Genomic DNA, 23,068 nt, shown 5'->3' with positions numbered 1-23,068 from the left:
CCAACAACATCAACCGATATTTCAGGTGTAACTATCCCTTCCCAAGCCGTCAAATTCGCTCGCTGTGTCCCGCAGGCAATTGCCTTGGCGCGATCGAAATGCCAGAAGGCCGTCTCATTCCCGCCTCAGAGTTCCCGCCTTGCCAGACATCACATTTCAGCTCCTGCTCTTGCTCTTCGCCGCCGCATTCTTCGCCGGTTTTGTCGATTCCATTGCCGGCGGCGGCGGGTTGGTCACCGTGCCTGCCATGCTGCTGGCTGGTATTCCGCCGCTGCAAACCCTTGGCACGAACAAGGTGCAGTCCATCTGCGGCGCGGCCTCGGCAACGATCGCCTATGCCCGGCAAGGACACGTCAAGCTCGGCGAGCAACTCCCGATGGCTGCCATGGCCGTCATCGGCGGCATGCTCGGCGCAATGCTGGCGACCATCATGCCAAGCCAGGTCCTACGCATCATCCTGCCCTTCCTGCTGATCGCGATTGCACTCTACTTCGCCCTGAAACCAAATCTAGGCGACGTCGAAAAGCATCGGCGCATGAGCGCAGGCTTGTTCGGTGTGACGCTCGTACCGCTGATCGGCTTTTATGACGGCGCATTCGGACCCGGAACCGGTTCGTTCCTGATGCTCGCCTTCGTCACCCTCGCCGGCTTCGGCCTATTGAAGGCGACGGCGCACACGAAGCTGCTCAATTTCGGGTCTAACCTCGGCGGTCTGATCGTCTTCATCTTCTCCGGCGCCATCCTTTGGAAAGTCGGCATCGTCATGGGCTTCGGCCAGTTCCTCGGCGCCCAGGTCGGCTCGCGGCTTGCCATGCGCATCGGCGCGAAACTGATCAAGCCGCTGCTCGTCATCGTCTGCATCGCTTTTGCGGTCAAGCTGCTGGCCGATCCCACCCATCCCGTCAGGATCTGGCTCGGGCTATAAGAAACGCGCCTTTGATTACCTCCGACGTAATTGATAGTGCTTCGGTACGCGCCGATGATCGCCCTGCCTGAACGGTTCAGGCGATCCAAAGGAGTTGACCGATGACTGACGCGAACACTATTGCAGACCGCTATATCGCCATCTGGAACGAAGCCAATACCGACCGCCGACGTGCGCTCATTGCCGAGGCATGGACGGAAAACTGCAGCTATGTCGACCCGATGATGCGAGCAGATAATCGCGAGCAGATCCACGCACTGGTCACGGCGGCGCACGAGCGCTTCCCCGGCTTTCGCTTTACGCTCATCACAAACGGCGATCGCCACGGCGACAACCTGCGCTTCTCCTGGGGTTTCGGCCCGGCCGACGCCGAGCCGCTGATCAAGGGTACGGACTTCGCCATCCTCGAAGGCGACCAGCTGAAGTCCGTTCACGGCTTCATCGACCAGCTGCCGGCTGCCGCATGATGAACCCGGCCCGCTCTCTCGGCGACCACCTGCGCGAATGGCGGCAGCGCCGCCGCCTGAGCCAGCTCGAATTCGCCCTTGAAGCCGATATATCGCAACGACATCTGAGCTTCATCGAGAGCGGGCGGGCGCTTCCAAGCCGCGAGATGCTGATGCATCTCGCTGAGCGCCTCGGCGTCCCCTTGCGCGAACGCAACCCGATGCTTCTGGCCGCCGGATTTGCGCCGGTCTTTCCCGAGCGCAAGCTGGATGACCCGGCACTCGCGCCGGCCCGACGCGCGATCGACATGCTGCTGAAAGGGCACGAGCCCTTCCCGGCACTAGCGGTCGACCGGCACTGGACGCTGATCGCCGCCAATGCCGCCGTGGTTCCGCTGCTTGCCGGCGTGACCGATGCCTCGCTGACCGATGGGCCGATCAATGTCCTGCGGCTGAGCCTGCATCCGCATGGTCTGGCGCCCCGGATCGCCAACCTCTCCGAATGGCGTGCGCATCTGCTGGAACGCCTGCGCCAGCAAATATCGGCAACCGGCGATCCCGTGCTCACCAAGCTGCTTGCGGAACTGTCTGCCTATCCCGCACCAGCGCCACCGAAGTCGACGGCTCCAGAACGGGATTTTGCTGGTATCGCCGTGCCACTCGAGCTTATCACCGAGGCGGGACATCTGTCTTTTCTGGCCACCACGACCGTCTTCGGCACGCCCGTCGATGTCACTTTGTCGGAACTTGCGATCGAATCCTTCTTTCCCGCAAATCAGGAAACGGCGGAAGCGCTGAAGGCGATGCTGCCGGGCGGTTGAACGCCCGGCCAGCGATCAAAATTCCACGCCGGGCTGCCCCTTGATACCCGAGCGGAAAGGATGCTTGATCAGTTCCATCTCAGTGACGAGGTCGGCAATCTCGATCAGCTCTTCCTTAGCATTACGACCCGTCAGGACGACATGGGTCATGTGGGGTTTTTCGGCCTTCAGGAATTCGATCACTTCCTTGATGTCGAGATAATCGTAACGCAGCGCGATGTTGATCTCGTCCAGCAGCACCATTGAATTGCGCTCGTCGCGGATCAGCTCCTTGGCCTTTTCCCAGGCAGCAGACGCCGCCGCAACGTCACGGGCACGGTCCTGCGTCTCCCAGGTGAAGCCTTCGCCCATCGTGTGGAACTGGCAGAGGTCGGAGAAATGCTTCTCGATCAGGTCACGCTCACCGGTCCACATGGCGCCCTTGATGAACTGCACAACGGCGCTCGGTTTCCCATGGGCGATGTGGCGAAAGATCATGCCGAAGGCGGAAGAGGACTTTCCCTTGCCCTTGCCGGTATGGACGATGATCAGACCCTTCTCATCGTTTTTGGTCGCCATGATCTTGTCGCGCGCGGCCTTTTTCTTGGCCATCTTGTCGGCGTGACGAGCATCGTCGCTCTTCGGTGCATCCGCGCCGGTTTCCGCCAATTCGTCGCTCATTGCATTCTCCCTGATATGATCGATTTCTGTGCCAGCGGCCCGCCGCGCCAGAGGTACAGCGCCACAAGCGGCCTATCTTCCGTGCGCATGGCATGGCGGATGTTCGAGGGGTGATGGATGATCTCGCCGGACCAGCGCGGCAGGAATGGCTGGGCATCCTTGCTCCAGAGCGAGCCGTCGGTCAGAGGGATATAGATCTCCTCCGCCTCATGATGATGATCCGGATAATGCACGCCTGGGCCAAGCAACAGGAAGCCACCGGCCATCTCCTCGCTTGCGAAATGTCCGCGCGTGCCGAACAGCTCGACCCATCCGTATCTCTCGAGAAAATCCGCGCCGAAGTCAGTGATGTTATAAGTCTGCGCCCAATGCAGCTTATCGGCTGCTTGAAAGAGCCTGTCGAACAGCATGCCTTCCGCGCTGTCGCCTGGCCGATCATGCTTTCGAAGATAATTGACGACAGGCAAGTCGTGCGGCGCAAGCGAGCGCTGTTGCGTCGGCCAGTCGAAGCCTTCCATGAAGTGCCGCAGCAGTAGGTCGCTGCGCGACTGCAGATAATCCCGAAAACCAACCAGAAGCTCGTCGATTACACTCATTCCGCGGCATCCCTGCCCTTGTCCAGGCTTTCCAGATCGAAGCGTGCCGAATTGCTTCTCGGCGTCCAGAGCTGGCGATCGATCGCCTCGAGCAGACGCTCCCGCATCTCCCGCAACGCGGCCGGGTTCTTTTCTGCCATGAAATCGCGTACGCGCTGATCGACGACAAAGGCCTGATAGACGGCCTCGAAATGATGATTGCGCACCGCACCCGTCGTCGCTGCGAAGGCAAAGAGATAGTCCACCGTTGCGGCAATCTCGAACGCGCCCTTGTAGCCGTGGCGGATGATGCCCTCGATCCACTTGGGATTGACGACGCGCCCGCGCACGACGCGACCGATCTCTTCTTCAAGCGAGCGGATCACAGGCTTTTCCGGCCGCGAATGATCGTTGTGATAGATCGAAGGGCGTGCCCCGCCGAGCTGCTCGGCCGCTGCCGCCATGCCGCCTTCGAATTGATAATAATCGTCGCTGTCGAGCAGATCGTGCTCGCGATTGTCCTGGTTCTGTACGATCGCCTGGATCGAGCGCAACCGCTCCTCGAAGACACCGCGCTCGGCTCTGCCCTCTTCGCCGGCGCCATAGGCATAGCTGCCCCAGACGAGATAGGCTTCGGCGAGATCGGCGCGACGCTCCCATCCCTTCTCGTCGATCAGTGCCTGCAGACCGGCGCCATAGGCTCCGGGCTTGGAGCCAAAGATGCGATAGCCGGCGCGGCGGCTGGCGGAGGCAGCGTCGAGGCCGGCTGCTTCCAACCGCGCGATCTCGCCACGCATGCGCGCCGCAATCGGATTATCCGCCGCATCCTCATCAAGCATGCCGACCGCGCGGATGGCCTTGTCGAACAAGGCGATCTGTTCCGGAAAAGCGTCGCGGAAAAAGCCGGAGATGCGGAGCGTGACATCGACACGCGGCCGCCGGAGTATGGCCGGCGCGATGATCTCGTAGCCGGTGACGCGGCGTGAGGTCATATCCCAGATCGGCTTGACGCCGATCAGCGCCAGCGCCTGCGCGACATCATCGCCACCCGTGCGCATGTTCGAGGTGCCCCAGGCGGTCAGACCAAAGGAAACGGGCCATTCGCCGTGATCCTGAACATAGCGGCGGACGAGCAATTCGGCAGATTTCTTGCCAAGCTCGTAGGCGGCCGGCGTCGGCACGGCGCGGCTATCGACGGAATAGAAATTCCGCCCTGTCGGCAGCACATCCGGCCGGCCACGGGTGGGGGCGCCGGAGGGGCCGGGCGGAACGAAGCGGCCGTCGAGGCCTTTGAGCAAAGCCGCGATCTCGGCGTCGCCGCAAGCGAGGATGGAAGGCTGGAGCTTTGAGGCAATCTCGCCGAGAACCATGCGGGTGTTCGGCCAGTTCTCCGGGCAGGCTATCTCACCGTCTACCAGTTTCGCGGCCAGGAGTTCGATGCGCTCCACAGTGTCACCTTGGGTGCGCCAGGGGGCGTCCGAGATATCTTGGAGAATAAGGGGGCGTTGGCCGATCCACTCGGCGGCCATGTCGCAATCCAAGGGGTCAAATGGTTTGCTTGGGGAGTTACCCCCCTCTGTCAGCTTCGCTGACATCTCCCCCACAAGGGGGGAGATTGGTTGGAGTGCGCCGCTTTGCTCACCCGTCTCATTCCCAACCGCATCTGCGGATTCGACAGTCATTTGAGGCGATGGAGCACCACGGGTTAACGATCTCCCCCCTTGTGGGGGAGATGTCGCGAAAGCGACAGAGGGGGGTATCGCACCCTCCACCTCCACAAAAGCATCCCGCGCAATCGCCCGCTGCAGGCTCTGATCGCCCCCCTCGCCCAGCCCGCGCGGCACCCTTGCCAGCGCCACCGTCAAATCCGTCAGCAGCCGTCCGGAGGGCGAAACGCCGAAAATGTGCAAGCCGTCGCGGATCTGCATCTCCTTGAGGTCGCAGAGATAGGCATCAAGCTTGCGCAAGGCCTCGTCTTCGCCCTCGCCCTTGGCGATGCCGGCATCCTGATCCAGCCCGATATCGGCGACGAGATCTAGGATCTGCTTGCGCAGCAGACGGATACGGCGAGGATCGCCGCCAGACGCCTCGTAATATTCATCGACCAGCGCCTCGAGATCCTTCAGCGGACCATAGCTTTCAGCGCGCGTCAGCGGCGGCGTCAGATGGTCGATGATGACGGCGCTCGTGCGGCGCTTGGCCTGCGTGCCCTCGCCGGGATCGTTGACGATGAAGGGATAGAGGTTCGGCAACGGCCCGAGGATCGCTTCGGGATAGCAGGTTTCCGATAGCGCCAGCGCCTTGCCCGGCAACCACTCGAGATTGCCGTGCTTCCCCATGTGGATGACCGCATGCGCATCGAAGGAGCGGCGCAGGAAGGCGTAGAAGGCGAGATAGCCATGCGGCGGCACGAGATCGGGAGAGTGGTAGCTCTCCTTCGGATCGATGTTGTAGCCGCGTGCCGGCTGAATGCCGACGAGCACATCGCCGAAACGGGCGAATGGCAGGGCAAAGCCGTTATCGAGCGCGTAGGGGTCCGCTTCCGGCTCGCCCCAGCGCGCCGTAATCTCATCCTGAATCTGCCTGGGGAGCGACGAGAAGAAATCCTTGTAGTCGCTGAAGGAAAGCCTCTCGCGAACAACGCGGCCATCATGCCCCGAATTTGTCGGGCCTTCCGCCAGATGCCGCATCAGCGCATCGCCATCGGCGGGCACATCGGCAACGCCATAGCCGGCCGACCGCATCGCCTTCAATACCTCGATAGTGCCGGCCGGCGTATCAAGCCCAACGCCATTGCCGAGGCGCCCATCGCGGTTAGGATAGTTCGCCATAACCAGCGCGACGCGGCGATCGACAGGCGACGTATTGCGCAGCCGCGCCCAATTGGCAGCGAGCCGTGCCGTATAACGCATGCGATCATCCAGCGGTTCGCTGGCGACGATATTGGCCTCGACCCGCTCGTCGTAACGAGCCGCAGCCTTGAAGGATACGGCACGGGCAAGAACACGTCCGTCGACCTCGGGCAAAGCCACGTTCATGCCGAGATCGCGCGCCGAAAGCCCCTGAGAAGATGCCTCCCAGGCTTCCTTCGACGACGCCGAGAAGATGGCTTGCAGAACGACGGCGTCGCCCGTTTCCAGCACCGTCGCCTGACGATCCGCGCCCGGCGCCGAAACGGCAAAGCCCGTCGCATTGACGACCACGCCCGGCTTCAGCTCGGTAAAGACGCTTTCGAGAATGCCGACAGACACGGCATCCTTGAGACTATAGGCAAAGACCGGCAGCGGCCTCATGCCTTCGGCAATGAGCGCCTCTATCATGGCTTCAACGGGTTTGGTTTCGCCGCTCTGGACGAGAGCGCGGTAGAAGGAAATCGCGACGGTAGGGGGTTCGAGTCCCTCCCGGACCGCACTCCCCAAATTGGAAAGTCTCCGCCACTCCTCGACGCCGATCACGCCTCGACCCGGCCACCAGATGCCGGCCTTCATCAAGGGCACGGCAGGCACAGGCTTCTCGGAGCCCGAGAGCATCGCCTCGGCATAGCCAAGAAACGCCCGCGAATTCGCCTCTCCGCCCTCGATCAGATAGGACCAGAGCGCATTGAGATCATCGAGCGCGACGTTGGAGAACGGTGTCAGCCCAGGGTCGGGTTTCGAATCCCCCGGGAGCACGGCGATCAAGGCACCCTGGCGCGCCGCACAGGTATGCAGCGCCTCCAGCGCATAATGGAAGTAGCTCGCCCCTCCCAGCGCCCGCACGATGATGAGCTTCGCATGCCGCGCCGTTCTGTCGATATAGGTGTCGACCGACATCGGATGCTTGAGGCTCATCAGGCTTGCAAGTCGAAGGGAAAGGCCGCCCTCGCCGTGGGCCGCGGCAATCGCCGCAAGCTCGGTGTCGGCAGCAGACAGAAAGAGGATATCCGCCGGCGACTGGCCGAGGTCGATTGCCTCCTCACCGTCGCTGATCGTTCCCTTTTGTGCCAGGAGGAGATGCATTAGGCTTCAGAGTATGCGGCGGCATACCCCCCTCGTCCTTCGGACCTTCGTGACATCTCCCCCACAAGGGGGGAGATCACCTTGGGCCACATCTCGCCACGCCAACAAATCAGAGCGTCTGCAAGTCCCAATATCAATTGTTTGGCGATGTCATAGCCGCAAATTACCGATCTCCCCCCTTGTGGGGGAGATGTCACGACAGTGACAGAGGGGGGTATCGCACGGCAAAAACGGGACATCGGATCAAACCAGCGCTTCGATCGCCTTGCGAACGATCGTCTCGTCCATTTCGTGCAGGCCGATCACCACAAGCCGGGTCGCACGGGCTTCGCCAGACGCCCAGGCGCGATCGAAATAGGTGTCGATGCGGCTGCCGACGGCCTGCACCTGCAGGCGCATGGGCTTGCCGGGCACATCGACGAAACCCTTGAGGCGCAGCACGTCATGCTCCGCGATCACGCCCTTCAGCGCGTCGACGAAGGCGGCCGGGTCGGCGATCGGGCCGAGTTCGACGACGAAGCTGTCGAACTCGTCGTGGTCGTGCGGGGTGCCGTCTTCATGCTCCAATTCATGATGGGATTTGCGGTTGACAATATCGTCTTCCGTGCCGATGCCGAGGCCGAGCAGGACGACGGCCGGCACGTCGCCGTTCTTCGCCTCAATGATCGTCGGCTTGCGGGCGGTACGCGAGGCGACCTCCGCGCGCACGCGGCCGAGACCGTCGACGTCGATGAGGTCGGTCTTGTTGAGCACGATCAGATCGGCGCAGGTCAGCTGATCCTCGAATAATTCCTCGATCGGGCTTTCGTGATCGAGCGAGTCATCCTCGACGCGGGCGGCTTCGACCGCGTCGTGATCGTCGGCGAAGCGGCCAGCAGCAACGGCGGCGCTGTCGACGACGGTGATGACGCCATCGACGGTGACATGCGTGCGGATATCGGGCCAGTTGAAGGCGGCGACCAGCGGCTGCGGCAGAGCGAGACCAGAGGTTTCGATGACGATATGATCCGGACGCGCATCGCGCTCCAGAAGCTTCGTCATCGTGGGGATGAAATCATCGGCAACGGTGCAGCAGATGCAGCCATTGGTCAACTCGATGATGTCGTCTTCGGTGCAGTTCTCGGCGCCGCAGCCCTTCAGCACGTCGCCGTCGACGCCGAGATCGCCGAATTCGTTGATGATGAGCGCGATCTTCTTGCCGCCAGCATTCTGCAGGAGGTTGCGGATCATCGTCGTCTTGCCGGCTCCGAGAAAGCCGGTGATGACGGTGGCGGGAATCTTTTCCTGGTTCATATGGATCAACCCTTCATTTTCAGCGGCAGGCCCGCTGCGATAAAATAAACTTCGGCACTCGCCGCCGCGACCATCTGGTGCAAGCGGCCGGCATGATCACGAAATTCGCGCGCCATGCGATTTTCGGGCACGATTCCCAAACCCACCTCGTTGGAGACGAGGACAAGCCTTGATCGCGCAGTTGATAGAAAGGCAGTAAGAGCGGCAAATTCCGCCGCCATGTCACGCTCCGCCATCATCAGATTGGTCACCCAGAGCGTCAGGCAGTCGACAAGCACAGCGCGCCCCTCGGCGTCGATCGCGGCAAGCTGCCCAACGAGATCCAGCGGCTCCTCATGCGTCTGCCATAGATCGCCACGATCGGCACGATGCTGGGCTATGCGTTCGCGCATCTCGTCATCCCACGCCTGCCCCGTCGCCACATAGTGACGCTCGAGGCCTATGTCCAAAGTCAGGGATTCGGCGAATCTGGATTTGCCGGAGCGCGCCCCGCCGAGGACGAAAACGGACCGGGAGGTCGAAGAAGACATCAGCTATTGCCGCTCCCGCACGAAAACGAGGTTCGGCAGCACGCAGCTGAAACCGGGAAACGGGCGCCTACACGCCGAAAACTCATGTTGCGCCATGACAACCTCCGTGCTGGCAGCGGAACTCGCGTCCCAAAACAGGCTCTGTGCCCGGCACGCATGGCAGGTCTCCTGGCTCGCGGATAAGGCGCCGCGACGGGGGCAGACCGAAACCGGTCGCCCCCGATCGTGCGCCAGCGGGTCTTTCTCGCCTTCCCGGCAACCCATCATGAAAAGGCGGACGATTCGTAGAATGAGAGGCGTCCAGCCCCGGTTGATCATGATGCCACGCCAGTGGCTTTTTCGATTTGCGCCTGCCCCGCCCCGTTCGCCCCACGCGAACCATCGACAAAATAGGCTTCAAACCGAATGAAAGACCCTGACCGCTCTACAGTCGCGGGGTCGGCTGTGATGAGAACGCCCGAATTGGGTCCGTCCCGTCACATTCCCTTTTCATCCCATGCGGCGGATCGCCGCTCGGGAACCATTCGTTATGCCGCAATGATTAGGCTTTCACTTAGTTCAAGTCAATCAAGGGCATGGATGCGACCTGCGCCATCCTGATTGCGAAATCAGTCGAAAATTCCCATAAAACCAGCGGCTTTTTTGCCGTATTTCTTTGATGTTAGGAGTTTATAGAGGGTAAGCCCTCACATTCGAGCAAAAACGTATCGTCCGCTTCCCATGTTGCAGAAATTCCAACCGCGACGCCTCGGCGTCTTCTCGGCCTTATTCGATCTCGGTCGCTTCAGGGCATTGCTGCGTCGTGGCGAGCTGGGACTTGTTTTTGCCGGCGCGCTGGTGGGAATAGCGTCCGGCTGCGCCGTGACCGCGATGAGCTATATCTCGCGCAAGCTTCACAGCGTCATCTACGGCATAACCGACTACGAACGCTTGAGTTCGGCGGCAATGGCGATCCCCGACAAATCGGTGTTGTTCATCGCGCCGATCGCCGGCGGCATCATTCTCGGCATTCTCCTTTATATATTGTCGCGCACGCGCAAAAAGCCGATGGTCGACCCGATTGAAGCCAATGCGCTGCATGGCGGCCGCATGTCGCTCACCGACAGCATCATCGTCGCCGTGCAGAACCTGATCTCAAATGGATTCGGCGCGTCTGTCGGGCTTGAAGCAGGTTACACGCAGCTCGCCGCCGGCATTGCCTCCAAATTCGGCTACAAGATGCAGATGCGCCGCGCGGACCTGCGCATGCTCGTCGGCTGCGGCGCGGCAGGTGCCATCGCCGCCGCATTCAATGCGCCACTCACCGGTGCTTTCTACGCCTTCGAGCTGATCATCGGCAGTTATTCGATCCTGACCCTGACGCCCGTCGTCGTCTCGGCACTGATATCGACGATGATAGCAAGACTGCTTGCCGGTGATGACTTCGCCATCGATATCGATCATTTCGGCGCGATCGTCCCGGCAGACTATCTTCCCGCCATCCTGCTCGGCGCCTTCTGCGCGGGCATCGGCATCCTGATCATGCAGGGCGTCGCCTGGGTCGAGGAACTGGCACGCAAGAGTTCCATCGCACCGCCTTTCCGGCCTGCGCTCGGCGGCCTTGTTGTCGGAACATTGGCGCTGATCTCGCCGCAGGTCCTTTCGGCCGGCCATGGTGCGCTGCATCTCAATCTGTCTACGGACGTGACGCTGGGCGCCTTGGTGGGTCTATTCCTGCTGAAATCGCTCGCCTCGGCAATATCGATCGGCTCCGGTTTCAGAGGCGGCCTCTTCTTCGCCTCGCTGTTCATGGGCGCGCTGCTCGGCAAGATCTTCGCCTATTGCGCGCCCTATTTCGATCACGCCACGCTGACGCCAGTCGTCTATGCCGTGGTCGGCATGAGCTCGCTTGCCGTTGCCATCATCGGCGGCCCGCTGACCATGACCTTTCTGGCTCTGGAAATCACCGGCGACTTCCCGATCACCGCTCTGGTTCTCGCCGCCGTCATCACCTCGTCACTGGTGGTGCGCACCACCTTCGGCTACTCCTTCGCCACATGGCGCTTCCACCTGCGCGGCGAAAGCATCCGCAGCGCTCACGACGTCGGCTGGATCCGCAATCTTACCGTTGCCCGCATGATGCGCCCCGATGTACATACCGGCAGCATCGACATGAGCATCGAGGAATTCCGCAAGAATTTTCCGATCGGCTCGGCCCAGCGCGTCATCCTGATCGACAAGAACGAGAAATATTCCGGAATGGTTCTCGTGCCCGATATCTATGCGAGTCCGATCGAAAAGGACGACGAGGAGCACGGGCTTGCCGATTTCATCCGGCTGCGCAACGAGTTCCTGCAACCGCAGATGAACGCCAAGCAGGCCGCCGCCATGTTCGACCAGACGAAGAGCGAAGCGCTCGTCGTGGTCAACGATCTGATCGAACGCAAGGTCATCGGCCTGCTGACGGAAAGCTACACGCTGCGTCGCTACAGTGAAGAACTCGATCGCCGCCGGCGGGAAGTGTCTGGAGAGCTCTAAGAGCAGTTCCAGGAAAAGTGCGCAGCGGTTTTCCGTCCGGGATTGCTGGGAAATAGAGAGCCAGAGCGGGTCAGAGATTCCGTGAAAGCTGAACCGCGCTAGCGCACAAGGCTGTCGAGCCAAGCAGGATCAAGTACGCTTTCCAGCTCTGCCGCAACTTCGTCCAGCGCCGCATCGACGCTGGCGCGATAATTCATGCGCTCGCCGGCAAGACCAAAGCTTGCCAGCAGCTTTGCTCGATACGCGTCGCTGCCGAAGAGCCCGTGCAAATAAGTACCCATGACGCGACCATCCGGCGATACGGCGCCATCTGGCCGCCCGTCGATCATTGTCGATGGCCGCTCGCAGTCCGGCCCCCGCGTCACGCCAAGATGGATTTCATAACCGGACAGCGGCACATCATACTCTTTCGAGACCGCAAGACTGTTGCGCACTGTCTTTTCCGGCGCCATTTCCGTCTCGATATCCAAAAGGCCCAATCCGGGCGTCTCGGTCACCGATCCCTCGATACCGAGCGGATCGTAGACGGTATGGCCGAGCATCTGATAGCCGCCGCAAATGCCGATGACACGCCCGCCGCGGCGCACATGGGCGGCAATATCGCGATCCCACCCCTGCTCGCGCAGATCGAGGAGGTCACCAATCGTAGACTTGGAGCCAGGCAACACCACAAGCCCCGCATCGGCAGGCAAACGCTCTCCGGCGCGAACGAAGACCAGATCGACATCGGGTTCGGCCCGCAGCGGATCGAGGTCGTCGAAATTGGCAATGCGCGACAGCACCGGTACGGCGACCTTGAGCGCACCGGAGGAGCCTCGAGCAAGTCGCTCCAATACGACAGAATCCTCGGCCGGCAGACGCGCCGCCGCCTTCAGCCACGGCACGACACCATGGCATTGCCAGCCGGTGAAGCCGCCAATCGCCTCTATGCCCTCACCGAACAACGAGACATCTCCGCGAAACTTGTTGATCAGATAACCGCGGATCATCCGCCGGTCTTCCTCCGGCAATATATGATATGTGCCGACCAGTGACGCGATCACGCCGCCGCGGTCTATGTCGCCAACCAGCACGACGGGGACGTTGGCGCGTGTCGCAAAGCCCATATTGGCGATATCGCCGCGTCGAAGATTGATCTCGGCGGGCGAACCCGCTCCCTCGACAATGACGAGATCGGTTCCTGCCCGCATCGTGGCAAAGCTTTCGAGTACGGCACCAAGCAGCTGTGGCTTGAGCGCCTGATAGTCCCTGCCCTTGGCATGGCCCCAGACCTTGCCCTGAACGATGATCTGGCTGCCGGTTTCCGATTGTGGCTTCAACAGCACCGGATTCATGTGCACGGATGAGGGAACGCGCGCCGCCAGCGACTGCAGCCACTGCGCGCGCCCGATCTCACCGCCATCCTCCGCAACAGCGGCGTTGTTCGACATGTTCTGTGGCTTGAACGGGCGCACCCTCACGCCCCTGTTTGCGAACAGCCGGCACAGTCCCGCGACCAATACCGTTTTTCCGACATCGGAGCCGGTTCCCTGTAGCATGATCGCTCTTGTCATTCCCCACCACCTCGATACGCCACAGCCACTGAAAACGCTAGATTCCGCCTTGATTCTGCCGCGATCTCCAGCGGCCGGAAAGAGCGAACACGATACAAAAATGCATCACCTTCAAACATGCTCTGTTTGCGACATTGGATGACGATTTCATCCATTGTGAGTTACGCGGAAGAGGATTATCTCCATCGCGAAAACACACAACGCAACCGGCCGGTCCGGTCGGAGGATACCCCAATGCTCTTCATCTTCAACAGACAGAATTCCATTCAGATCGCCTGGAATGGCAAGCTTCCGGTTCGCCGCCCGGAGAGCCGCCTGCAGCAACTCGACACGCGCTTCGGCACGATCGGCTTCATCCGGACCTATAATGTCGGCTGATAGCGCGTCAAGCCGCTAACCCGACACGTGAGAAGCCGCCATGCGACAGCATCGGCGGCTTTATTTTTGATCGTTATCGGGATCAGAATGGGCTGCCGCTTCCCGTACATCAAACTGTCTCATAACGGCACCCTCTAAAGCGCGAAAACCGCGCGATCCTAAGATCAACGCGGTTTGCCAAAAACGCCGGCTTCCCTGCACATACACCACAAGGTTCGCTTTCCCCGGTACGCAATACCTGATCCAGGGAAGCAGCGGTATGTCCCCCGCCACGCATCGATTGATAAACCGACATCGTTACCGGAGGGTTATTAAGTGCTTAAATTAGAGTGAATCCGAAAATTTTTTGAAAATTTTCCTCTTTGCGTTGAGAAATCGCAAACGACGCAAATGGAATACAAAACGTCTTTCAGGGACGCGATATTTGAGCGGTATTTAACTCCGCCCCGACGGCATAGCTTCATGGAAGCCATGCAATGATCGTTTTGCAGCCACGAATAGCAGAAAACAGGCTAATTCAGGCGCTTAATTGAGCTTCTCCAAGAGGCACGATAACTGCGATTGGCCGACGGGCTGTTGATTTCTTCATTCAAATCCTTACGCTGCCCTTTGTCGATGCACAGAATGCCCGGCCGCGACAGAGTTCCGCGGTCGCAAAAAGACCAAATGCACGACGGCAGCAAAGGGGACCGTACGGGCGTCGTCAGCGGCGTATGAACGGTTGCAATTGGACCGCGCTGACAGGGGATCGACAGAAATCGAACGCGTTTGGAGTCGATTTCCGCAACGTAACGAAAAATTGGGAGACGATATCAATGAAGAAGCTTCTCGCTTCAGCCATTTTCGCATTCGGCGCCTATGCTTTGGCTGGCTCGGCGCAGGCCGCGGATTGCGGCAGCGTATCCATCGCTGAAATGAACTGGGCATCGGCAGGCGTTGCCGCCCAGGTCGACAAGATCATCCTGCAGAACGGTTATGGCTGTAACGTCACTCTGGTGACCGGCGACACACAGCCAACCTTCACCTCCATGGATGAAAAGGCGCAGCCTGACGTTGCGCCCGAACTTTGGGTCAACGCCGTGCGCACCGCGCTCGACAAGGCCGTTTCCGAAGGCCGCCTGATCGAGGCGGCGCCGCTCTTGAGCGATGGCGGCGTGGAAGGCTGGTGGATTCCGAAATTCCTTGCCGACGCTCATCCGGATATCAAGACCGTTCAGGACGCGCTGAAGCATCCGGAACTCTTCCCTGCCCCGGAAGATTCTTCCAAGGGCGCGGTATATAACTGCCCGGCCGGCTGGAACTGCCAGATCTCGACCGCCAATCTCTACAAGGCCCTCGGCGCTGAGAAGCTCGGCTTCACGCTGGTCGATACCGGTTCGGCGGCAGGTCTCGACGGCTCGATCGCCAACGCCTTCGAAAAGAAGACCGGCTGGCTCGGCTACTACTGGGCACCGACCGCCATCCTCGGCAAGTACGACATGGTGCGCCTGAGCTTCAACGTGCCGCATGACAAGAAGGAATGGGACGCCTGCACTGCGATCCAGGACTGCGCCAATCCGAAGGTGAACTCCTATCCGGTTTCGGACGTCTATACGGTTGTGACCAAGGACTTTGCGGCAAAGGCCGGCATCGCCATGGACTACATGAAGACCCGCAAGTGGGATAACGCCACCGTCGGCAAGGTTCTCGCCTGGATGACCGACAATCAGGGTACCAACGAGGACGGCGCCAAGTACTTCCTCAAGACCTACCCCGACATGTGGACCAAGTGGGTTGCCCCGGACGTCGCCACCAAGGTCAAGGCCTCGCTCTAATCCGTGCTGCAGAATCGGCGGCGGCCTCGTGCCTGCCGCCGATTTCACATTCGCGCGCCGCAATCGGTATGACGCTCATACCGACAGAGCGACATGGCGCAAGGTCGCAACGAGTGCAGATTGACGGCGGCGAATGTAGTAAGAATTCAGGGGCAGCCTGAAGAACCGGTCGCAGCGCTGCAATGCCATCCGCATGTGAAGGCCACACGAGCGCAGCGGGACAGAACCGGACTAAGAAGGGGAAATACATGGCTATCCAGTGTACGATCCTGCCGAATGTGCTTTGCAACTTTCCGGCAATAGACGAGTCGATCATACGTCTCGCACGCAAGAACATCGATGATGGCTTCAGGGCGTCCGTACGCGCCTACGGCAACCTCATCGACGCCATCGTGCAACCGCTGCAATGGTTTCTGAACTATCTCGAATGGGTTTTCACCAACACGCCCTGGTTCATCATACTCGTCGCTATGATGCTCGTCGTTTATGCCGCCAGCCGCAACCTTAAAATTGTCGCCGGCACCGCGATTTCCATGATCCTCATCGGCGTCTTCGGCCTCTGGACCGATACGATGGTCACGCTCGCGATGGTAACGGTCTGTACGCTCATCGCCATCGTCATCGGCCTGCCGATCGGTATCCTGATGGCGCGCTCAGACCGGCTGCAGTCGATCGTCAATCCGATCCTCGACGTCATGCAGACCATGCCGAGCTTCGTCTATCTCATTCCCGTCGTCGTCATCTTCGGCATCGGCAAGGTGCCGGGCCTCATCGCCGTCGTCATCTATGCCGTTCCGCCGATGATCCGTTTGACCAATCTCGGCATCCGCCTCGTGGACAAGGAGGTGCTGGAAGCCGCCGACGCCTTCGGCTCATCGCATCGCCAGAAACTCTTCAACGTGCAGATCCCGCTTGCCCTGCCCACCATCATGGCCGGCATCAACCAGACCATCATGATGTCGCTCGCCATGGTCGTCGTCGCCTCCATGGTCGGCGTCGGCGGGCTCGGCAAGAACACGCTGCAGGCGATCAACAACCAGTTCTTCACCGTCGGCTTCCTCAACGGTTTCGCGCTGGTCGCCATTGCCATCATTTTCGACCGCACGAGCCAGGCCTATGGCAGACGGCTCCAGAAGCACTCGGAGGTCATCCATGGCTAGTCACGCGATCCAGATCAAAAGCCTGTACAAGATTTTCGGTCCTCGCGGACGCGATTATATCGATCAGGTCAAGAATGGCTTGGGCAAGGCCGAGCTCAATGAAACGCACGGTCACGTGCTCGGCCTGCAGGATATCAACATCGATATGCCGGCCGGCGCCATCACCGTCGTCATGGGCCTCTCCGGCTCGGGCAAATCGACCTTGATCCGCCACATCAACCGGCTGATCGAGCCAACCGTCGGCGAAGTGCTCTATGACGGCGTCGACGTCTGCAAGATGAGCGAAAACGACCTGCGCGAATTCCGTCGCCACAAGACGGCGATGGTGTTCCAGAAATTCGCGCTACTGCCGCACCGCACCGTCATCGAGAACACGATCTACGGCCTGGATATCCAGGGCGTGCCGCGCTCTGAAAGCGAGAAGAAGGGCCAGTACTGGATCGAGCGTGTCGGGCTCAAGGGCTTCGAACGGCATTTTCCAAACCAGCTTTCCGGCGGCATGCAGCAGCGTGTCGGCCTTGCCCGCGCTCTGACCAACGATGCCGACATCCTGCTGATGGACGAAGCCTATTCGGCGCTCGATCCGCTGATCCGCGTGGACATGCAGACCGTCCTGCTCGATCTGCAGAAGGAGCTGAAGAAGACCGTCGTCTTCATCACGCACGATCTCGACGAGGCGCTGCGCCTCGGCGACAAGATCGCCATCCTGCGCGACGGCAAGGTCGTACAGCAGGGAACCGGTCAGCAGATCGTGCTGCAACCCGCCGACGACTATATCACCGCCTTCGTCAAGGAGGTGAACCGCGGTCGCGTCATCCAGGCTCAAACGATCATGAAGCCGCTGGCCGGCGAGCCAAGCGGGACACGCGTCCCCGGCGACATGACACTGGAAGTCGCCGCCAAGCAGATCACCGAAGCGGGCCAGACAGGCGCAGTCGTCACCGATGCCGGCGGCAAGCCTATCGGCACGATTGACCTGCAAAGCATCATCGCCGCCATGGTCACGCCGACATCGCACGAGACGGCACAGATGGCGGCAGCCTGACGGCTGATCTTCATCCCAAACGGTAGAGCGCCCTCTCCGGGGCGCTTTTTTCTGCCGCCATTGCCGCGTCGACATATGGGCAGCCATCTTGTCGTTGTGTTCACATAAAGAAATGTTTATATCTGCATTTGATATCCGAACATCAGACATATCCGAGGACGCACCATGACCGTCGCCATCAATCCCCTGACCGATCTTCTTGCCGAAAAGGGCGTACTGCTTGCCGACGGCGCAACGGGCACCAACCTCTTCGCCATGGGCCTTGAGGCCGGTGAAGCCCCCGAGCTCTGGAACGAACAGCATCCGGACCGGATCACGAAGCTGCATCAGGATTTCGTCGATGCCGGCGCCGACATCATCCTCACCAACACCTTCGGCGGCACGCGCCATCGCCTGAAACTCCACCATGCGCAGGATCGCGTCCACAGCCTCAACAAGACGGCAGCCGAGATCGCCCGCGCCGTAGCCGACAAGGCCGGCCGCAAGGTCATCGTCGGCGGCTCCGTCGGGCCGACGGGCGAATTGCTGATGCCGCTCGGCGCCCTGACCTATGAAGATGCCGTTGCCGCCTTCGTCGAGCAGATCGAAGGCCTGCAGGCCGGCGGCGCCGATGTCGCCTGGATCGAAACCATGTCGTCGCCGGAGGAAATCCGGGCTGCTGCCGAAGCCGCCGCCAAGGTCGGCCTGCCCTACACCTATACCGGCTCGTTCGATACGGCCGGCAAGACGATGATGGGCCTGCATCCGAAGGACATTCATGCCATCGCCACCGACATCGGCGCCGGCCCGCTCGCTGTCGGCGCCAATTGCGGCGTCGGCGCTTCTGACATCCTCTCCAGCCTTCTCGACATGACCGAGGCAGATGCTGCCGCGATCGTAATCGTCAAGGGCAATTGCGGCATTCCCGAGTATCGCGGCGCCGAGATCCATTATTCCGGCACGCCGCCGCTGATGGCTGACTATGCCCGTCTCGCACGCGACGCCGGCGCCAAGATCATCGGCGGCTGCTGCGGCACCTCCTGCGGCCACCTCGCCGCCATGCGAGAGGCGCTGGATAACTACACACCTGGCCCTCGCCCGACACTGGAAACGATCATCGAACGGATCGGCCCCCTGCGCAACAAGACCGCCAACGAAGGCGGCACAGTTCCGGCACGCGAACGCCGCAGACGATCCTAAGAAATTAAAAGGAAGCCCGACAACCGGGCTTCCTCTTCAAATTCGATATTCTTACTGCGTGGTTTGGTAGGCGTTATTTTCGTGCGTACCGACTGCGGCCGCCTATTTCTCACCGCCGATCGCGCGTCCCTCGGTGAAATGCGGGACGATACGGCTCTCGAACGCCTTCAAGGCCGCGCCGATTGCCTGGTGCATGTCGAGATAACGGTAGGTTCCAAGCCGTCCTCCGAAATGGACATTGGTCTCCGCCTCGGCGCGCTCGCGATAGCGCAGAAAGATTTCCTTATCCTGACGCGTATCGATCGGATAGTAAGGCTCATCTGCACGCTTTGCCGAGCGCGAATATTCCCGCACCACGACCGTCTTCTCATTCTGATAGTTGCGCTCTGGATTGAAGTGGCGAAACTCGAGGATACGCGTGTAGGGGATCGCTTCGTCGGCATAGTTCATGACCGCCATCCCCTGGAAATCGCCGGTATTCAGCGTCTCCTTCTCGAAGTCGATGGTACGCCACCCCAGCTCACCCTCAGAGTAATCGAAGTAGCGGTCGATCGGCCCGGTATAGATGATGGGAAGACCAGCCGGCAGCGAGGATTTCAGCGAAAAGAAATCGACACCGAGAGCGATCTGGATCTTCGGATGCTTCAGCATCCTCTCGAAGATCGCTGTGTAGCCGTCGACCGGCAAGCCTTCATACTTGTCGTTGAAGTAGCGATTGTCGAAGGTGTAGCGGACCGGCAGGCGCGTGATGATGTGCTCAGGCAGATCGCGCGGGTCCGTCTGCCACTGCTTGGCCGTATAGCCGCGGATGAACGCCTCGTACAAGGGCCGGCCGATCAGCGAAATCGCCTTCTCTTCCAGATTGGCCGGATGACGATCTGCCATCTCAGCCGCCTGCTCGGCAATCAATGCCTTTGCATCAGCTGGAGAAAGACGCCGATTGAAGAACTGCGAGATCGTGCCGAGATTGATCGGCATCGAATAGACCTGATCGCGGTAGGTCGAATAGACACGATGCTTGTAGTCGGTGAAAGCGGTAAATCTGTTGAGATAGGTCCAGACCAATTCGTTCGGCGTATGGAAGAGATGCGCGCCGTAGCGGTGAACCTCGATCCCCGTCTCACCGTCGAACTCGCTATAGGCATTGCCGCCAATATGGCTGCGCCGGTCGACTAGAAGCACGTTCTTCTGGAGCTCATTCGCGACCCGCTCCGCAATCGTCGCGCCGTAAAAGCCGGCGCCAACCACAAGCAAGTCAACATCGGCGAAATTGATCATGATAGCGAGACCGATCCTCTCGCCACGAGCCTTCGATCAGACCTGCCCGAATACACTGAAGACCTCCAATTCGAACTTTGTCTCTTCGACGGCAATGGAGCGCCGATAGACACCGAAATCCTCGAATCTCTCCTGGAAATTCTGGATCACGTCATCGATCGCTCTTGAAATCTCGTGCGTTCGCTGGGGATGATTGCCGAACTTGTATTTGGCCGGAATGGGCAAATCCTCGAAACTGTTGGACGAGCCGTTCCGGCCGGTGATCACGCAGCATCCGAGCAGCGCTGCTTCTCGCGGCATGCGATCCTTGCCGGCATGCGGGCCGAAGTCGACGTAAACCTTGGCTTGCGCCATGTTGTGATGGACTTCAGCCGGCGACATGTTGCTCAGGATCTTGAATTCATATTGCGGACACATGGTCGCCAGTTGGCGCCCGAAAGCCTCGGCCTTGTTGTTGAACAGAACCAGATCGCGCCGCTGCTGAATCGGCTGTGGCGCCACGTTGTTTGCCAGCGTGGTAAAATCCGAAATCCGCAAGACATCGCTGAAGCCCAAAATACTGAGCTGTGCCGTGGCATAAGAGGATTGCGACAACATCTTGCAGCCGTTCTCCAGAAGGAACGGTACGCCGCCCAACGGCATCAGATGCCGCATGCCATAATCGAAACTCAGCCACCAATAGGCCTTCGCCGCCTTCTTGAAGAGTGGAATCAGATGCGGCCATATCTCCGGAAACACCACGATCGCGTTTTCGTTGTCGATAATGTAGTCCGAGCTTTCGGTCGCGTAGGCCCGATATTGCGGATGGACGGCATTCTCGTATTCCCGAAATACCATCGCGGTTTCCCCCTCAGGGGATGGCATCAGGGAGTGATCGGAACCGTTGGTATAGACCATTCTGGCGATGCGCCCGATTTTGGTCAACCGTGCGCAAAGCTGGTGAAGGGCTTCCGGGCCGCCCGTCATATGATTGGGTGGGCAGAGGATGTAGATCGTTTCATTTCCAGTCATAGTCGCAATCCGCCTTCACATATCGTTTGCCGATCCAGCTGCCGCAGGCATCCAGTTCGACGCCAAAATGCTTTGAAAAACCTAGCCGCCCCTCGCCATCAAAGCGGAAAGGATGGCCGCTTGCTGGCGCTCGCACATCATGCCGAAGCCGCGGCTTGCAATTGCCGACCGCCTCTCGTCGTCGCGAACGAGTTCGATGCAGGTTTCGACGAGCCGATCATAATTGCAAAACGCCATTCCCTCGGCAAAAGCGGCCACTTCCGGGTCATGGATATTGCCTTCGCTGACGACGCAAGCGCCATTGGCAAGCAGGAAGGAAACGCGGCAAATCTCGAAGATCGCGGCGTCGAAATGATGCACGTTGAGAACGATTTTGGAGCGCCCGATGAAGGCGTCGCGCTCGGTGCCGTAGACACCGAAAAGGTGAACGAGGTTCAGCCCACTTGCTTGCAGCGCCACCAGCACATTCTTGCGGCGCTCGTTGACCGAGCCGTAAAAGAGAACGTCGATATCCTTCACCGGCGCTTGGGGCACACGCGTCAGGTACCTGTTGTATCCCACATCGAGAATTTCGGCGGGGATGCCGAACCTGGCTAGTCCCTGGCGATTACGCTCGCTGTAATCGAGCACGGCGAATTTCTTGAGCAGTCCGAGATACCGATGATTGATCCAGCTGCTTTCAGCCGAGACCTGCTCCATATTCACGATGATGCTCTCGGGTGGCAGCCATTGCGCCGCGACCGACGGCAGCAAATTTGCGCCGTAAACGATCGGCACCCGTCCGTTCCAGTCTCGCGGATCGGTAACCAGAGGTGCACTGCCGCCAAGTTCGGCAAAGGCGTAGTGAAGACCGAGGGCAACATCCTCGAAAGCACGGCTGTGAATGTAGCCCTCTGGGCTCACGATCCAAATGCAGTGCCGATCCTTGTGATGCTCCCAGCCGAAAGGAAAGGCTGGCAGGGCGTGTTCCGCGCCATGCGATGCGACAATCTGTTTCTCCGCCTGCGCGTGCATATTGATCCTTCTCAAAGACTCGCCGGAACCCACGCTTAGAAACTGCGCGATGGGCCTTGCTCAAACCTTGCGAGGCGGAGAGCTTTGGGAAGGCGTTCGTGCCTGTATATGAAGCTGCCCTAGCCCGGCAGCATTTCCGTCACCGCAATGATCGGCCCGAGCGGAAACAGGCTGTCTCGCCTTTGCCATTCCGGGATATCGAGACTGGAGATGCTGCCATCGAGAAATAGCGCATTCGGACATTTCAACTCGTCGCGAAACAGCGTCGCAAAGTCGTGGAAGCGCACCGCGCCATTGGAAATAGCGAAGATGACCTTGCCGTCAGCGGTAACGCCAACGCCGTTTCGTGTCTTCAGGCTCGGACTGTCCGCCAGAAATGACGGATGGAGCTTGCCGCCGATGACCAGCATCGGGCCGGACTGGGTTGCGTAAAAAGGTTTGATGCCGGATGTAGCGAAGGCCTTGCTTTCCATGATCCCGGCCTTGCCCGATCCGAGATAGAAGACCCCATTCGGCAGGAGATGGAAGTTACCCCACCCCTTGTTGGTGTTGATCGCCTTTACCTCACGTCCGTTCTCGACAAAGAGACCCACAGGAGACTGGTCGTCGAGATACATGCCGCCATTCATGGCGAAGCGCACATAGATGCGATCCTGACGCAGATCATTTTCCAGGGCGCGGAAAGAGCCATAAGGCTTGCCGCTGCGATCGTTCTGGAAAATCTGAATGTCGTCGCTGAGCGCATCGAAAGTGCAGACCGTATAGCCGTCCCCGAGATGTTGGACCTTCCGGCAGGCTTCGCCGGCCGATGCGGTGGCGGCAAAGGCAAGAACGGCAAGGATGATCATCAATCGAATCAAGCGCATGGCCC

At 60.0% G+C, this 23,068-nt stretch carries 19 protein-coding genes and 1 riboswitch; of the genes, 9 read left to right on the top strand and 10 right to left on the bottom strand.

Features of this window, described 5'->3' with window-relative positions; genetic code table 11:
- Positions 1 to 139 precede the first annotated feature (139 nt).
- The 3 genes from GA0061103_RS25570 to GA0061103_RS25560 all read left to right on the top strand — a co-directional run bounded on the left by GA0061103_RS25570 (position 140) and on the right by GA0061103_RS25560 (position 2,192).
- Entirely contained in the window at positions 140 to 925 is a 786-nt protein-coding gene (locus GA0061103_RS25570) for a TSUP family transporter (RefSeq protein ID WP_092716134.1), read from the top strand.
- 101 nt (positions 926 to 1,026) lie between these two features.
- Complete coding sequence (locus GA0061103_RS25565) at positions 1,027 to 1,392, top strand: nuclear transport factor 2 family protein (RefSeq protein ID WP_092716132.1); 366 nt, start codon at positions 1,027 to 1,029, stop codon at positions 1,390 to 1,392.
- A complete protein-coding gene (locus GA0061103_RS25560) occupies positions 1,389 to 2,192 on the top strand; it encodes a helix-turn-helix domain-containing protein (protein WP_092716130.1) in 804 nt (267 codons plus the stop codon). The genes GA0061103_RS25565 and GA0061103_RS25560 overlap by 4 nt, the downstream gene beginning before the upstream one ends.
- A 15-nt stretch (positions 2,193 to 2,207) precedes the next feature.
- On the opposite strand, the gene cobO is transcribed toward GA0061103_RS25560, so the two are convergent.
- The 5 genes from cobO to cobU form a co-directional block, all read right to left on the bottom strand.
- Positions 2,208 to 2,852 carry a cob(I)yrinic acid a,c-diamide adenosyltransferase gene (cobO, locus tag GA0061103_RS25555; protein WP_092716128.1) on the bottom strand — a complete coding sequence of 215 codons (645 nt, stop codon included), beginning with the start codon at positions 2,850 to 2,852 and terminating at the stop codon, positions 2,208 to 2,210.
- The gene (locus tag GA0061103_RS25550) at positions 2,849 to 3,448 is read right to left on the bottom strand and encodes a dimethylsulfonioproprionate lyase family protein (protein ID WP_092716126.1); all 600 of its coding nucleotides are present in this window, start codon (positions 3,446 to 3,448) and stop codon (positions 2,849 to 2,851) included. Before GA0061103_RS25550 ends, cobO begins: the two co-directional genes overlap by 4 nt.
- On the bottom strand, positions 3,445 to 7,425 hold the full coding sequence (gene cobN / locus GA0061103_RS25545; RefSeq protein WP_092716124.1) for a cobaltochelatase subunit CobN: 3,981 nt from the start codon (positions 7,423 to 7,425) through the stop codon (positions 3,445 to 3,447). Before cobN ends, GA0061103_RS25550 begins: the two co-directional genes overlap by 4 nt.
- A 243-nt stretch (positions 7,426 to 7,668) precedes the next feature.
- Positions 7,669 to 8,718, bottom strand: a complete 1,050-nt coding sequence (gene cobW / locus GA0061103_RS25540) for a cobalamin biosynthesis protein CobW (RefSeq protein WP_092716122.1) — start codon at positions 8,716 to 8,718, stop codon at positions 7,669 to 7,671.
- A gap of 5 nt (positions 8,719 to 8,723) precedes the next feature.
- Positions 8,724 to 9,248: a bifunctional adenosylcobinamide kinase/adenosylcobinamide-phosphate guanylyltransferase gene (gene cobU, locus GA0061103_RS25535; RefSeq protein WP_092716120.1), complete on the bottom strand. Its 525-nt coding sequence runs from the start codon at positions 9,246 to 9,248 to the stop codon at positions 8,724 to 8,726.
- A 141-nt stretch (positions 9,249 to 9,389) separates the two neighbouring features.
- Positions 9,390 to 9,788: riboswitch (cobalamin riboswitch) on the bottom strand.
- A 180-nt stretch (positions 9,789 to 9,968) separates the two neighbouring features.
- Here cobU and GA0061103_RS25530 point away from each other — a divergent pair.
- On the top strand, positions 9,969 to 11,765 hold the full coding sequence (locus tag GA0061103_RS25530; protein WP_092716119.1) for a chloride channel protein: 1,797 nt from the start codon (positions 9,969 to 9,971) through the stop codon (positions 11,763 to 11,765).
- A 98-nt stretch (positions 11,766 to 11,863) separates the two neighbouring features.
- Here GA0061103_RS25530 and GA0061103_RS25525 read toward each other — a convergent pair whose 3' ends face one another.
- Entirely contained in the window at positions 11,864 to 13,318 is a 1,455-nt protein-coding gene (locus GA0061103_RS25525) for a cobyric acid synthase (RefSeq protein WP_092716117.1), read from the bottom strand.
- Between the two features lie 234 nt (positions 13,319 to 13,552).
- Between GA0061103_RS25525 and GA0061103_RS35140 the strand changes: the two genes are divergently transcribed.
- The 5 genes from GA0061103_RS35140 to bmt all read left to right on the top strand — a co-directional run bounded on the left by GA0061103_RS35140 (position 13,553) and on the right by bmt (position 18,894).
- Complete coding sequence (locus GA0061103_RS35140) at positions 13,553 to 13,696, top strand: hypothetical protein (RefSeq protein WP_092716115.1); 144 nt, start codon at positions 13,553 to 13,555, stop codon at positions 13,694 to 13,696.
- An 815-nt stretch (positions 13,697 to 14,511) separates the two neighbouring features.
- Positions 14,512 to 15,510, top strand: coding sequence for an ABC transporter substrate-binding protein (locus GA0061103_RS25515; protein ID WP_092716113.1), 999 nt, complete (start codon positions 14,512 to 14,514; stop codon positions 15,508 to 15,510).
- Positions 15,511 to 15,758: 248 nt separating this feature from the next.
- Positions 15,759 to 16,670, top strand: a complete 912-nt coding sequence (locus GA0061103_RS25510; RefSeq protein WP_092716111.1) for an ABC transporter permease — start codon at positions 15,759 to 15,761, stop codon at positions 16,668 to 16,670.
- Positions 16,663 to 17,715: a quaternary amine ABC transporter ATP-binding protein gene (locus tag GA0061103_RS25505; protein WP_092716109.1), complete on the top strand. Its 1,053-nt coding sequence runs from the start codon at positions 16,663 to 16,665 to the stop codon at positions 17,713 to 17,715. The genes GA0061103_RS25510 and GA0061103_RS25505 overlap by 8 nt, the downstream gene beginning before the upstream one ends.
- Positions 17,716 to 17,880: 165 nt before the next feature.
- Positions 17,881 to 18,894 (top strand): betaine--homocysteine S-methyltransferase, encoded by a 1,014-nt coding sequence (bmt, locus tag GA0061103_RS25500; protein ID WP_092716107.1) that lies wholly within the window; start codon positions 17,881 to 17,883, stop codon positions 18,892 to 18,894.
- Between the two features lie 102 nt (positions 18,895 to 18,996).
- On the opposite strand, the gene glf is transcribed toward bmt, so the two are convergent.
- From glf to GA0061103_RS25480, 4 genes are all read right to left on the bottom strand, one after another.
- Positions 18,997 to 20,172 (bottom strand): UDP-galactopyranose mutase, encoded by a 1,176-nt coding sequence (gene glf / locus GA0061103_RS25495; protein ID WP_208603566.1) that lies wholly within the window; start codon positions 20,170 to 20,172, stop codon positions 18,997 to 18,999.
- Positions 20,173 to 20,208: 36 nt separating this feature from the next.
- Positions 20,209 to 21,183, bottom strand: coding sequence for a hypothetical protein (locus GA0061103_RS25490; protein WP_141694473.1), 975 nt, complete (start codon positions 21,181 to 21,183; stop codon positions 20,209 to 20,211).
- Positions 21,184 to 21,264: 81 nt separating this feature from the next.
- Positions 21,265 to 22,197 (bottom strand): CgeB family protein, encoded by a 933-nt coding sequence (locus GA0061103_RS25485; protein WP_092716104.1) that lies wholly within the window; start codon positions 22,195 to 22,197, stop codon positions 21,265 to 21,267.
- A gap of 119 nt (positions 22,198 to 22,316) precedes the next feature.
- A complete protein-coding gene (locus GA0061103_RS25480; RefSeq protein ID WP_208603565.1) occupies positions 22,317 to 23,045 on the bottom strand; it encodes a phosphodiester glycosidase family protein in 729 nt (242 codons plus the stop codon).
- Positions 23,046 to 23,068 lie beyond the last annotated feature (23 nt).

Origin of the sequence: Martinezella multihospitum (genome assembly GCF_900094585.1) — a bacterium.
GTDB classification, from domain to species: Bacteria; Pseudomonadota; Alphaproteobacteria; order Rhizobiales; family Rhizobiaceae; genus Rhizobium; species Rhizobium multihospitium.
The sequence above is the reverse complement of the archived record's forward strand: the minus strand, read 5'-3'. Positions and strand labels throughout refer to the sequence as shown.

Bases quoted from the DNA above. Each gene is read 5' to 3' on its own strand.
- bmt (WP_092716107.1), top strand. From the start codon at position 17,881: ATGACCGTCGCCATCAATCCCCTGACCGATCTTCTTGCCGAAAAGGGC.
- GA0061103_RS25560 (WP_092716130.1), top strand. From the start codon at position 1,389: ATGATGAACCCGGCCCGCTCTCTCGGCGACCACCTGCGCGAATGGCGG.
- cobU (WP_092716120.1), bottom strand. From the start codon at position 9,248: ATGTCTTCTTCGACCTCCCGGTCCGTTTTCGTCCTCGGCGGGGCGCGC.
- GA0061103_RS25490 (WP_141694473.1), bottom strand. From the start codon at position 21,183: ATGACTGGAAATGAAACGATCTACATCCTCTGCCCACCCAATCATATG.
- GA0061103_RS25530 (WP_092716119.1), top strand. From the start codon at position 9,969: ATGTTGCAGAAATTCCAACCGCGACGCCTCGGCGTCTTCTCGGCCTTA.
- glf (WP_208603566.1), bottom strand. From the start codon at position 20,172: ATGATCAATTTCGCCGATGTTGACTTGCTTGTGGTTGGCGCCGGCTTT.
- GA0061103_RS25550 (WP_092716126.1), bottom strand. From the start codon at position 3,448: ATGAGTGTAATCGACGAGCTTCTGGTTGGTTTTCGGGATTATCTGCAG.
- GA0061103_RS25485 (WP_092716104.1), bottom strand. From the start codon at position 22,197: ATGCACGCGCAGGCGGAGAAACAGATTGTCGCATCGCATGGCGCGGAA.
- cobO (WP_092716128.1), bottom strand. From the start codon at position 2,852: ATGAGCGACGAATTGGCGGAAACCGGCGCGGATGCACCGAAGAGCGAC.
- GA0061103_RS35140 (WP_092716115.1), top strand. From the start codon at position 13,553: ATGCTCTTCATCTTCAACAGACAGAATTCCATTCAGATCGCCTGGAAT.
- cobN (WP_092716124.1), bottom strand. From the start codon at position 7,425: ATGCATCTCCTCCTGGCACAAAAGGGAACGATCAGCGACGGTGAGGAG.
- cobW (WP_092716122.1), bottom strand. From the start codon at position 8,718: ATGAACCAGGAAAAGATTCCCGCCACCGTCATCACCGGCTTTCTCGGA.
- GA0061103_RS25525 (WP_092716117.1), bottom strand. From the start codon at position 13,318: ATGACAAGAGCGATCATGCTACAGGGAACCGGCTCCGATGTCGGAAAA.
- GA0061103_RS25565 (WP_092716132.1), top strand. From the start codon at position 1,027: ATGACTGACGCGAACACTATTGCAGACCGCTATATCGCCATCTGGAAC.
- GA0061103_RS25510 (WP_092716111.1), top strand. From the start codon at position 15,759: ATGGCTATCCAGTGTACGATCCTGCCGAATGTGCTTTGCAACTTTCCG.
- GA0061103_RS25515 (WP_092716113.1), top strand. From the start codon at position 14,512: ATGAAGAAGCTTCTCGCTTCAGCCATTTTCGCATTCGGCGCCTATGCT.
- GA0061103_RS25480 (WP_208603565.1), bottom strand. From the start codon at position 23,045: ATGATCATCCTTGCCGTTCTTGCCTTTGCCGCCACCGCATCGGCCGGC.
- GA0061103_RS25505 (WP_092716109.1), top strand. From the start codon at position 16,663: ATGGCTAGTCACGCGATCCAGATCAAAAGCCTGTACAAGATTTTCGGT.